This window comes from Bifidobacterium margollesii (assembly GCF_002860355.1).
Lineage (GTDB): Bacteria > Actinomycetota > Actinomycetes > Actinomycetales > Bifidobacteriaceae > Galliscardovia > Galliscardovia margollesii.
The window spans coordinates 1-6,532 of the sequence record NZ_NMWU01000056.1 but is presented as its reverse complement, the minus strand read 5'-3'; the positions used below and the strand labels follow the sequence as shown (position 1 = coordinate 6,532).

Annotated in this window: 8 protein-coding genes and 1 pseudogene; all 9 read left to right on the top strand. The window is 63.5% G+C overall.

Annotation, left to right across the window (positions count from 1 at the left end):
* A pseudogene (locus Uis1B_RS11470) lies at window positions 1-328 on the top strand (terminase); the annotation flags it as partial.
* Window positions 328-1,824, top strand: coding sequence for a phage portal protein (locus Uis1B_RS11465; protein WP_101618374.1), 1,497 nt, complete (start codon window positions 328-330; stop codon window positions 1,822-1,824). The pseudogene Uis1B_RS11470 and the gene Uis1B_RS11465, both read left to right, overlap by 1 nt.
* A gap of 134 nt (window positions 1,825-1,958) precedes the next feature.
* Entirely contained in the window at window positions 1,959-3,590 is a 1,632-nt protein-coding gene (locus Uis1B_RS11460; protein WP_101618373.1) for a VG15 protein, read from the top strand.
* A 35-nt stretch (window positions 3,591-3,625) separates the two neighbouring features.
* A complete protein-coding gene (locus Uis1B_RS11930; RefSeq protein ID WP_133124941.1) occupies window positions 3,626-4,039 on the top strand; it encodes a hypothetical protein in 414 nt (137 codons plus the stop codon).
* 65 nt (window positions 4,040-4,104) lie between these two features.
* Entirely contained in the window at window positions 4,105-4,230 is a 126-nt protein-coding gene (locus Uis1B_RS12475) for a hypothetical protein (protein ID WP_279324944.1), read from the top strand.
* 94 nt (window positions 4,231-4,324) lie between these two features.
* Window positions 4,325-4,807: a helicase gene (locus tag Uis1B_RS11450; RefSeq protein ID WP_101618371.1), complete on the top strand. Its 483-nt coding sequence runs from the start codon at window positions 4,325-4,327 to the stop codon at window positions 4,805-4,807.
* Between the two features lie 37 nt (window positions 4,808-4,844).
* The gene (locus Uis1B_RS11445) at window positions 4,845-5,786 is read left to right on the top strand and encodes a phage major capsid protein (RefSeq protein WP_101618370.1); all 942 of its coding nucleotides are present in this window, start codon (window positions 4,845-4,847) and stop codon (window positions 5,784-5,786) included.
* Entirely contained in the window at window positions 5,786-6,232 is a 447-nt protein-coding gene (locus Uis1B_RS12400) for a hypothetical protein (protein WP_243390366.1), read from the top strand. Before Uis1B_RS11445 ends, Uis1B_RS12400 begins: the two co-directional genes overlap by 1 nt.
* 11 nt (window positions 6,233-6,243) lie before the next feature.
* The gene (locus Uis1B_RS11435) at window positions 6,244-6,492 is read left to right on the top strand and encodes a hypothetical protein (protein WP_101618369.1); all 249 of its coding nucleotides are present in this window, start codon (window positions 6,244-6,246) and stop codon (window positions 6,490-6,492) included.
* Window positions 6,493-6,532 lie beyond the last annotated feature (40 nt).

The following is a 6,532-nucleotide window of genomic DNA, read 5'->3' as shown; positions in this document are numbered from 1 at the left end:
GCCCGCCATGAGCCTGCTGCCCGACCTCAAGGCGCGGCACGTGAGGGTGATCGTCACGAACGCCGCGGACATGGGACGCGCCTGCGGGCGCCTGCTCGACATGCTGCGCGACCATAGGCTCACCCACCTGACGGACGACGAACAGCCCGCGTTGGCGAAGGCGGTCGCGAACGCCGCCACGAGGAACATCGGGCCGTCCGGCGCGTTCGGCTGGAACAAGACCGGCAGCGACATCGACATATCCCCATTGGTGGCGGTCACGCTCGCCCTGTACGGCACCTACGTCACGAAACGCAACCCCAACAGACGACAGGAGGTGATGGTCTGATGGTCTCCAGCGAGATCGTGGCCGCTTCGGGCGGCAAGCCTTTCCTGTACGGCAGCGTCCTGCCCGAGGTGCGGGGCATCGCAGGCATCGACGAGGCGGATTGGGACGTGGTCGAACGGCTCCTGCGCGTGTGGGTGGCCAAGCAGCCGGGCAATGTGCTGCGCACCCTGTACTACGATGCGCACGAACGGCTGAAGGACTTCGGCATCAGCATGCCCGGCCGGATCAAGTCGAACATGGTCATGCCGCCGGTCGGCTGGCCGGCCAAGGCGGTGCGCACGCTCGCCGATCTGAGCGCGTTCGAGGGGTTCCGCGTCGATGCGGCGGCAGACGGGGCGCTGAAGGGCGACGTGGACATGCTCTTCGACGGGAACGCGTTGGACACGACCGTGGCGCAGGCAGTCGTCAGCGCCTACAAGCACTCCTGCTCGTTCCTCACCGTCAGCCGCGGCCCGGATGGCGTCCCTCGGATCATCCCGCGCTCCGCGGAATGGTCGAGCGCGGTGTGGGACACGCCCCGCAACCGCATCGGCTCGGCCATGACCATCACCGACGCGGACGAGAACGGCGACGTCACCGGGTTCTCCATATGGCTGCCCGACCGCCTCTACCAATGTTCGAAGACCGGCGGCAGGTGGATCGCCGACGCGCAGTCCACGAACTGGGGCAGGCCCACCGTGGCCGCACTGTGCTACGACCCCCAGCTGGACCGCCCGTTCGGCCGCAGCAGGATCAGCCGCCCGCTGATGAGCCTGACCGACATCGCCTACCGCACGCTCGTGCGCATGGAGGGCAACGCCGAGTTCTACAGCGCCCCCAAGGTCTGGTTCCTAGGTCTCGACCGGGACGCGTTCAGCAAGGACACGTGGAGCAGCCTGATCAGCGCGATCAACGCGGTGAGCCGCGACGAGAACGGCGAGATCCCCGCCATGCAGCAGGTCCAGCAGGCATCCATGCAGCCGCATTCCGACATGCTGCGCACGATCGCTATGCTCGTCGCCTCCGAGACCAGCCTGCCGGTCAACGATCTGGGCATCACCATGGACAATCCCGCGTCCGCGGAGGCCATGGCCGCCGCGGAACGCAAGCTGTCGCGCGAGGCCGACCGGCAGAACCGGCTCTTCTCCCGCGCCCTGAAGGACGTGGTGGGCATGGCGCTGAACCTGCCGGCCGACGAACTCAACCGGATCACGCCCGTGTGGGCGCCGACCCGCGAGGTGAGCGACGCGGCGCGCGCCGACTACTACGCGAAGATCGCCGGCGTCAACGCGGACTTCGCCGACTCCGACGTGGGGCTCATGAAGGCGGGGCTCACGTTCCAGGAGATCCAGGCCTTCCGCGCCTACCAGCAGCGCATGAAGGCCCAGAAGAACATCGAAGCGCTCAGGGCACGCACCCTGCAGCCCCAACAGCAGACGGAGGATGCGACCGTCCAGCAGGAGGGGAATGCCACCACCGGGCCGCGGTCCGTGGAGGAGCAGACCCCCCCCCGATGAGCTGAAGGCGCGGTTCGACGCGCTGGGCGTGGCCATCCGGGCCGGCGTGGAGCCGGAGGACGCGGCGAGAAGGCTCGGCTTGGCGGGCATCCGGTTCACGGGCATGGTCCCGGTCAACCTGAAGGAGGTGGCGGATGGCGACGGCGATGAACGGCCTGCCGGCCGGCCGGGATCTGAAGCGTCTGCTGGAGCAGGCGCAGAAGGACTATCAGGCGAATCTCGATAACCTGACCGACGCGGCCACCGATGAGATCGAGACCGCCATCCAACGCGGCGACATCGATCTGAAGGAGCTCGTCAGCGAGTACGCTCGCGACGCGAGCCAGCTGGCGAACGAGTACTACGACCAGCTGCGCGGCCTGTGGGCCGAACAATCGTCGGAGCCGATGCCCGAGTTCCTGCACGCCAAGCTCGTGGACCCGTCGCGCGTGCTGTGGCAGGTCGAGCACGGGTTCAGCAACACGGACTTCAACGGCCTGACCTACCAGCAGGTCATGGAGGGCCGCAGCCGCGCCGGCATGACCATCGACGACCTGTGGCCGCCGTTGGACAACGTGGACGACGCGCAGCAGTTCATCGCCGACATGATCAACGCGTCCGGGCGTCTGACCATGCAGCGCAACATCAAACTCGACCCCACCCGGCCGAAGTGGGCGCGCGTGTGCGGCAGCGCGAAACCGTGCGCGTTCTGCGTCATGCTCGCCTCCCGAGGCTTCGCCTACAACAGCCAGGAGACCGCCGACTTCGGCTCGGGTTTCCATGATGGTCACTGCCATTGCAGCGTCGTGCCCAGCTGGGGCAGGGACGAACACCTCCTCGCCAGACAGGCCCAATGGAAGAGCATGTACGACGCGGGGAAACGGGAAATCAGCGAAGCGGAAGGCAGCGGCAAGCATGCCGCGCCGAAAACGTCTTTCAAGGATGTGCTTGCTGCCATGCGTCGTATGTTTTCCGATAAACTCGGGGACGGGGTGGAGACTCGTGCGCCAAGCCTGTCTCCCGAGCTGGATCGACGATATAAACTGTCCAAGCCGCTCAAACATTTTTCACAGCTCACGTCCAAGGCGGTCAACCCGAACATCGGGAACGTGCCTCAAGGCGTGTACGACCCCTATGGCAACAACTGTCAACGCTGCTGTCAGGTAGCGGAACTTCGGCTCCGCGGATACGACGTAATAGCAGCGCCACGTGGTATGTATGATCAAACCGGCATCCGCCATTTCTACATATCCAATTGGATGACCCGCGACGGCAAACAACGCCGATGGACAAATTGCGCGCCCAGAAGAAAAGCCGACTCCATCCTCAAGGAGCTTGAATCCTATCCCGTGGGGGCCAGATTCTTCATTCGAGGAAGCTGGAAAACCAAAGGCGGTCATGTATGGAATGCGGAAATCGTCATGAAAAACGGTCGAAAGACCGTCAAAATGTACGATTTCCAAGGAGAAGATCGTGACCCTGACGGATACCTTAGCCGGGTCAAGAACGGAGGCTCATCCTATATACGAGTCGATGACATGTTTCCCTCCGATGCGCTTATGGATGGGCATCGGCTCAACTTCGATACCCGATTGCCCAAACCGACGTCGTGGGTCATCGGCGCTGGCGATCATGCACCTACCACGAGTGAGGCCAATGCGGCATACTGGGGTCCGTCGGATAGGCAGATTGACAAATCATGGGGCGAATATGTCCGGTGGAGTTATAGCAGTCCTGATGCGCCTGCCGTCAAACCCAATGGCAGGGAGATGGTTCCGAAAAAATGATAAGATTCGATTACGTCGATAGGGGGTGGGAATAGATGGTAACTAGCTATCATCAGGCTCGTGGAATCATAGCGGATCTTTATGCCGGCCATTGCGTAACAAGCCCGGAGGGGTATGAGAACGCCGAGCATTTTTTTGTGCCCGTTGATCACCCGCCGGCTCTTGGTTTCGATGATGATTGCGTGCGTCTCGTGGATAAAGTCACAGGCAAGATCATTCCCGTCCACGTGTTCCCGTTCGATGATGCCGGCAAGGCGAACATCGAACGATTGCGGGCCATGGATACTGTCTATGACACCACATCAGATACCGAATATCTTGATCTGCTAAAGAGATACCATGCCAAATACGGTGAAGACTATTTCGCGGGCAATCCTGTTTACGGCCTGAAGGAGCAGCAGATCAAAGCCGACATTCGACAGGCCCTCCACGAACAGGACCAAGGCTAAGCCGCTTACTCTTTTTCTGTCTATGACCACCCGCACGGGTGGTTTTCTCATTTAAGGAGCCAACCATGGATAAACCAGCTGAGCCTGCATCCGTCACGGTGGAGGTCAAGCCCGATCTGAGCGGGCTGCGCGCGTTCCTTGCGGACATGCTTGCCGTCGTCGACAAGTACGACGCGGGTTCATCCGATTAGACCCCTATAACCATTTTCCCTGTTCATGGCCACCCGCACGGGTGGCTTTTTTCATGCCCGGAACGGGCCCCGACAACACCATTAGGAGGAACACATGGCCGAGGAAGCCAACAACGCCAATCAGTCGCAGGACACGTCCAAGCCGCACGGCGAGGAGCAGCAGACCGACTGGGAGGCGAAATACCGCGAAGCCGTCACCCATTCTCGCGAGTGGGAGAAGCGTGCGAAGGACAACAAGGCGGCCGCCGACGAGCTGCAACAGCTCAAGGAGTCGCAGATGAGCGAACAGCAGAAGGCCGAAGCCAAGACCGCGAGGCTCCAGAAGGAGCTCGACGCCCTCAAGGCCGAGAAGCAGGCCGACGAATGGCGATCGCAAGTCGCCGCCGAATCCGGTCTGCCCGCGAACCTCATCACGGGTTCCACGCTCGAGGAGATGCAGGCGCACGCGAAGGCCATCGGCGAATACGTGGCGTCGAAGACCGGCAGACAGCTGCCGAATGTCACGGATCCCGGCAGGACGCCTCAGACCCCGCCGAACGACCTGCTGCAGTACGCGGCCGAGGTGTTCTCCAACTAGTCAATCCATCCAATCCGTTTTCCAAGGAGGCCTTATCATGGCTATTTTCGGTACCGGCGGCATCAAGGCGATGCCTAACCAGATCGCGGACGGCATCGTCGACCAGGTGCAGTCCGGCAGCGCCATCGGCGTCTTGTCCCAGCAGAAGGCGATGCGTTTCGGCGAGACCAGCATCGTCACGTTCGAGAACCGGCCCCGCGCCGAGTTCGTCGACGAGGGCGCCCAGAAGTCCAGCACGACCGGTTCGTTCGGCGTGGTCAAGACCGTGACCCACAAGACGCAGGTCACCATGCGCTTCGACCAGGAGGTGCAGTGGGCGGACGCCGACTACCAGCTCGGCATTATCAACAAGCTCGCCACCGAGGGCGCGAAGGCCCTGTCCCGTGCTCTCGACCTCGGCGTGTTCTACCGTCTCAACCCGTTGTCCGGCAAGCCCGTCACCGCGTGGACGAACTACCTGAACGCGACGACCAAGCGCGTGGCTCGCACCGCCAGCCCGGACGTGGACGTGGAGCAGGCCATCGGCCTGATCCTCAACGACAGGGAGGGCTGGGACGTCAACGGCATCGCCATGAGCCGCGAATTCGCTTTCGGCCTCGCCACCCTGAAGGACACGCAGAAGCGCCCGCTCTACCCGGAGCTTGGCTACGGCGTGACCATGAACAGCTTCAAGGGCATCCCCGCATCCGTCACCACGACCGTGAACGCGCCCGAGTTCGCCGCGCCCGCCGAGGGTGAGACGTACACGGTGCCGAAGGTCGGCGCGATCGTCGGCGACTGGAAGAACGGCATCTACTGGGGCGTGCAGCGCAACCTGCCGCTCGAGACCATCACCTACGGCGATCCGGACGGACAGGGCGACCTGCGACGCAACAACCAGATCGCGCTCCGACTGGAGATCCTGTACGCGTGGTACGTGTTCACCGACCGCTTCGCCGTGGTCGAGGGCGACGCACCCACCGCGAAGGCTGGCAAGTGATGGCGCAGGCGGTCGAATTCCACCACCTGACCAGCGGCGTCACCAACGACGCCCGGCAGGCGGTCATCGAAACCCAGTTCCTCGATCAGGACGGCAATCCCATCGACATCACCGGCGGCGGCACGGGTTCGACGCCGGCCGCCGGTTCGGTCACGCCGGCTACCCTGTCCGGCTATGACGCGGCCACCGGCCATGGCAAGGTGCCGCAGGTCAAGGCGGACGGCAGCGGGTTCGACTTCGTCGCCCCGCCCGTCGGCGTGAAGGGAGACAAGGGTGATCCGGGGGCGGCCGGCGCGAAGGGCGACAAAGGCGACCCCGGCGCGGCAGGCAAGTCCGTGACCGCGATCGCCCTGACCGCGGACGCGGCCGGCAAGATCACCGGCGGCACCGTCACGTTCAGCGACAAGACCACCGCGGCGATCACCGTGACCACCGCGACCGCGTAAGGAGAAGCGTCATGGCCGACGAGGAGACCGATCCGGACGCGGATCCGGGCATGGGCGGCGACACGACGCCTCTGGCCACGCACGGGGATCTGGAACGCCGCTGGCACGCGCTCACCGATGCGGAGCGCGCGCAGGCCGACGAGCTGCTCGCCGACGCGAGCGAGATCGTCCGCGCCCAGCTCTTTGGCGGACATGGTTTCATCCGTCGTCTGGCCGAAGAGCCGTCATATTTTCTGTTCTTTTGTGTTTGCTACTGCTGAAAGGCAATCGATTATGACTTCCACTGTTTCCGACAAGAAC

What these genes read in the sequence shown, in the direction of transcription:
- Uis1B_RS11465 (WP_101618374.1), top strand. Translation starts at nt 328, where the DNA reads ATGGTCTCCAGCGAGATCGTGGCCGCTTCGGGCGGCAAGCCTTTCCTG.
- Uis1B_RS11460 (WP_101618373.1), top strand. Translation starts at nt 1,959, where the DNA reads ATGGCGACGGCGATGAACGGCCTGCCGGCCGGCCGGGATCTGAAGCGT.
- Uis1B_RS11930 (WP_133124941.1), top strand. Translation starts at nt 3,626, where the DNA reads ATGGTAACTAGCTATCATCAGGCTCGTGGAATCATAGCGGATCTTTAT.
- Uis1B_RS12475 (WP_279324944.1), top strand. Translation starts at nt 4,105, where the DNA reads ATGGATAAACCAGCTGAGCCTGCATCCGTCACGGTGGAGGTCAAGCCC.
- Uis1B_RS11450 (WP_101618371.1), top strand. Translation starts at nt 4,325, where the DNA reads ATGGCCGAGGAAGCCAACAACGCCAATCAGTCGCAGGACACGTCCAAG.
- Uis1B_RS11445 (WP_101618370.1), top strand. Translation starts at nt 4,845, where the DNA reads ATGGCTATTTTCGGTACCGGCGGCATCAAGGCGATGCCTAACCAGATC.
- Uis1B_RS12400 (WP_243390366.1), top strand. Translation starts at nt 5,786, where the DNA reads ATGGCGCAGGCGGTCGAATTCCACCACCTGACCAGCGGCGTCACCAAC.
- Uis1B_RS11435 (WP_101618369.1), top strand. Translation starts at nt 6,244, where the DNA reads ATGGCCGACGAGGAGACCGATCCGGACGCGGATCCGGGCATGGGCGGC.